The sequence below is a fragment of the Segniliparus sp. genome (assembly GCF_051660745.1).
Classification (GTDB): Bacteria; Actinomycetota; Actinomycetes; order Mycobacteriales; family Mycobacteriaceae; genus Segniliparus.
Genome location: NZ_JBOFQF010000020.1, coordinates 1 through 3,969, shown reverse-complemented (window position 1 = coordinate 3,969; position 3,969 = coordinate 1). Strand labels below are relative to the sequence as shown.

At 61.8% G+C, this 3,969-nt stretch carries 2 protein-coding genes; both read right to left on the bottom strand.

Features of this window, described 5'->3' with window-relative positions:
- Window positions 1–337: 337 nt before the first annotated feature.
- A complete protein-coding gene (locus ACRC20_RS05895; RefSeq protein ID WP_438685421.1) occupies window positions 338–1,627 on the bottom strand; it encodes a phthiocerol/phthiodiolone dimycocerosyl transferase family protein in 1,290 nt (429 codons plus the stop codon).
- 9 nt (window positions 1,628–1,636) lie between these two features.
- On the bottom strand, window positions 1,637–2,872 hold the full coding sequence (locus ACRC20_RS05890; protein WP_438685420.1) for an FAD-dependent monooxygenase: 1,236 nt from the start codon (window positions 2,870–2,872) through the stop codon (window positions 1,637–1,639).
- Between the last annotated feature and the right edge of the window lie 1,097 nt (window positions 2,873–3,969).

The window sequence follows — 3,969 nt, the reverse complement described above, 5'->3', positions numbered from 1 at the left end:
GCCACTGCGGTCATCGACCAACCGGAACCCTCCCACACCACCCGGACCAGGGCCAAAACCCACCGCCGGATCCGAGAACGCGGGCGCCGCGTCGGAGAACGACCCAGCCAACACCGCCAACACCGCCGAGATAACCGAGGTTTTGTTTTTCATGCCAGATCCTTGTTGAAAAAATTGATGGACATACGTGGATACTCCTTGTTTTTCGAGGGAATAGTGAGGGAATAGGTTGTGCAGATGGGTTGTTGACGAGACAGATCTCCAACGAGAGCCAGCCGGTCTGTCTCTGCCCGGCCAGCTCCGCTTGGCGGAGCCGTCTCCTCTGGGCAGGCGGCCTTTATGGCCCGATGACTCGGGCGATAGCTTTGCGTAGAGCTGAAACCCACGGAATCTCCTCGTCAGGGACCGTGTCCTCAACCCCGCGCGCTTTGAAGTAGAAGCTCATCCTCCCGTTGTACGAAGAGACCATGTAGCCGTGGTTGTGCTGTTTCGGGTCGGGGCGGTCCGCCGCCCCGGGAGTCGAAGAGCTGAGGCTGCCGTTCTCGCCGAGAACGCCTTCGACGACGAGCCCCGCCAGGTCCGGGAACGTGGGGATGACCCCGACATTGCTGAGCGAGACCATATGCGCGGGGACCGGGGCTGTTCCTTGCGCTTGCGCTTGGGCGATCCCGGTGAGCAACGTGGGGATGTGCAGGTGCGATTGCTGCGCCAAACCTGAATCCAGATCCGCGACCAGCTGCTCGACGATTTTCGCGCCAAGGTCGAAGGGGTCGGAGTCCGCTGCCACACGGACCACGCCGACAGCAGTCCCCAACATCACGCTGCCATCGAGCGGTGGCAGGGGAGGGGCGATTCTGTCCCGGACGTCCACCAGCGTGAGCACGGGCACTTCGATCTCGGACTGACTGCCCGAGAGCTCGTATTCTGTGAGCAGCAGGATGCCGACGATGACGCCGTGCAGCCCGACTCCGCGCGCTTTGGCCACGCCCCGCAATCGGGTGGTCTCGTCGGCGCTGAGCCGCACTTGGACCGGCCTGATCGGGCCGGGCCGGGCCGGTTGGAGGCGTGCGGGTTGGAGCGTCAAAAGCTTTTCCAGCCCGGACAGGGGCCCTCGCGGGACGCCGCGCTCCTCGAAGACTGTTTCGAGCGGGACCGGGGGTTGTTGCGGCGCGAGGGGGAGCGGCTCCCCTCCGGAAAGCACGGCGTCGTAGTGCGCGAGCAGCCGCCATCCCATGAAGACGACCCCCCGCGCGTCGTACACGCCGTGGTGGATGATGAGGCTCAGGCGAAACCGCCCGTTCCCGTGCACAACTCGGAGCGCGATCAGCTCGACCGTCGGGTCCAGCGCGGCTGCTGGCCCGGCGATCAGCGCGTCGGGGTCGCCCTCCAGCACTGTGATGGTCCCAGGGCCGGGCTTGTCCAGGAGCACGAGCCACGGTCCGTCGGGACCGTCTTCCAATCGGCCCGCGAGGACCGGGTGCTCCTCGCGGAGGGCTTGGAAGGCAGTGGCGAGCGCGGGAATGTCGAACGTTCCGCGACCGTAGACCGTGGCGATCGTGGTGATCGCGTTGCCACGGTATATCGCCTCTGTCGCCGCGAGCTTGCGCCGCAGGATGGTATGGGTCATGACAGCTCCTCAGGCCGCCGCCGGCGCATGGCCGCCGACAGGGCTCTCGTCGGGCAGCTCCACCGCTGTGGAGCAGCCCGTGTTGACTTTGAACACCTTGGTCAGCAAAAACTTGCGTGTGCGCTCGTGCCGCAAAAGCTTGATCGCCTGGACGTCGGCGAAGATCCGGAGCCTGCTCTTGGGGAAGTGCGCGGCGAGGTTCACCTTCTCTTGGTTGGCGCGCACGAACGGCAGCATCCGCCGGTCGTACTCCGCGAAAGCGGCCTTGTGGTCCCAGTTGTGGGCTTGCAGCGCCCAGGCGAGCACGTACGCCCCCACAAGCGCGAGGGACGTTCCTTGGCCGGTCGCAGGGGACGGGCAGTAGCCCGCGTCCCCGAGGAGCGCCACCCGGCCGTTGTGGTAGCTGTCCATCACGACCTGTGCGACCTCGTCGCAGTAGAAGTCCGAGGTGGCGTCCATCTCTTGCAGCAGCCGGGGGTAGATCCACCCCAAGCGGCCGAACCTGGCCTTGAGCTCTTTCCGCATGAGCTGGTCGTCCCGGACGTCGAGGTCTCGGCTTCGGGACTGGAAACCGAGCACAACCCGTGCCTCGGTGTTCTCCAACGCGCTGTAGACAGAGGCTCCGAGCCCCAGGGTGGTGTGGGACCAGATCTGCTGGTGGTCGAGTCCGAGGAAGTTCGGAGCGGAGAAAATGCACGAGTACGCGCCGAGGAAGCGCGTGCTCCATCGGTCCGGCGAGAAGGCGAGCGAGCGGGTCTCGGAATGGAAGCCGTCTGCGCCTACCACCAGGTCGTATTCCCGCTCCGCGCCCGACGAGAAGACAGCAGAGACCCGGCCCTCGTCCTGATGGAGCGCGGTCACGCGGTCGCCGAAGAGCAGGTCGGCTTTGCCGTCCACCTCCTTGTGCAAGATGTCGACCAACGTCTTTCGCAGCACCTCGATGTTGGAGTGTTCCGTGTTTTCGACGATCGGCCCGATCGCGGTGGTGCTGGCGAGCCTCTTGCCCCGGTCGTCAAAAAGTATCATCTCTTTGATTCCGGTGTTCGCGGCCCGGGCGGCCCGCTCTATTCCTATGCGCTCGGCAACCGTGACAGCGCTTCCTCTGATGTCGATGGCTTGGCCGCCGCTGCGCACGCTGCTCGCGCGTTCAACGATAGTGGGACGAATTCCTGCCTTGGCGATCTGTAACGCGAATGCTGGGCCTGCGATGCCAGCTCCGCAAATGAGTATTCGGGGGTGGGGCATGGCAGAAGGCTACAACCATGTCGGGATGTTGGCAATACTTGTATTCAGACCTAACGAATATTTTAGGGAGAATTCAAACTTTCGATCGTTCATGAAGCTGTAACACAAAATGGCCCCGGGGCGTTCTTCGGCTCGGGTGCGGCTGTCACGCGCCTTCGGGAAGGTTTTTATTTTAATCGACCTCGTTTTAAAATAACGCTCGATCTTTAAATTAATATTTCGGCACATCGCAAGATCGCGAAGCCGGGCGAATAGTCCAGCCCATATGATTTGTGCGCATAAGGAAAGGCCTTTATTCCTCCGTGTCGATCATGTCGTGATCGGCACGGAGGTGGGGTTGATCGAAGCATTCTTCCTGTTCAAAGAGTTTTTGATAACAGGCTTTCGTGTCCGACGAAGCGATGGGCATGTCGGCGTGGCCCGGATTTCCTCGACTGGTTCGAGGCGTGAAATCGCAGATCTCGCACGGTGGGACAACTGATATTCGCAGTGACATCTTTCACAGATAATTCGACATCGTGCGGGGTTGCGCGTATTACTGCCGAGCGTTAGCATAAGCGCGACCGATATCGATGATGCTAAAGGTCATTGGAGCGACGACATCTCCCGTGAAACTTTCAGGGCGACGTGATGCCAGGTTCGTCGAATTCCTCGGAGACGACCGGGAACAAGCCCTGCGGGAATTGGAGCGCGAATGTCGATCGAGCATGTCATGGTTGGCGAAGAGGAAGCGTCATTTCACCATTAATTTATTGGCCATATAGGTTGTCTGTCAGAGTACTGAGGCTTTAGGCGTGCGAGGTGTCGCGCGCTGGTGGCCTCATGGGTTCATGGCTTACGAAATTAGACAGAAGCAGAAAGCAGATTTCAGTATGAGTACCTCTTCTTTTAATCTACCTCCCGCGCATTCCAAAACTAGCGGGAGTGTCCGGCGACGCCCCTCCGTGCGGTCCCGTGGCTCGGTTATCTCGGCGGTGTTGGCGGTGTTGGCTGGGTCGTTCTCCGACGCGGCGCCCGCGTTCTCGGATCCGGCGGTGGGTTTTGGCCCTGGTCCGGGTGGTGTGGGAGGGTTCCGGTTGGTCGATGACCGCAGTGGC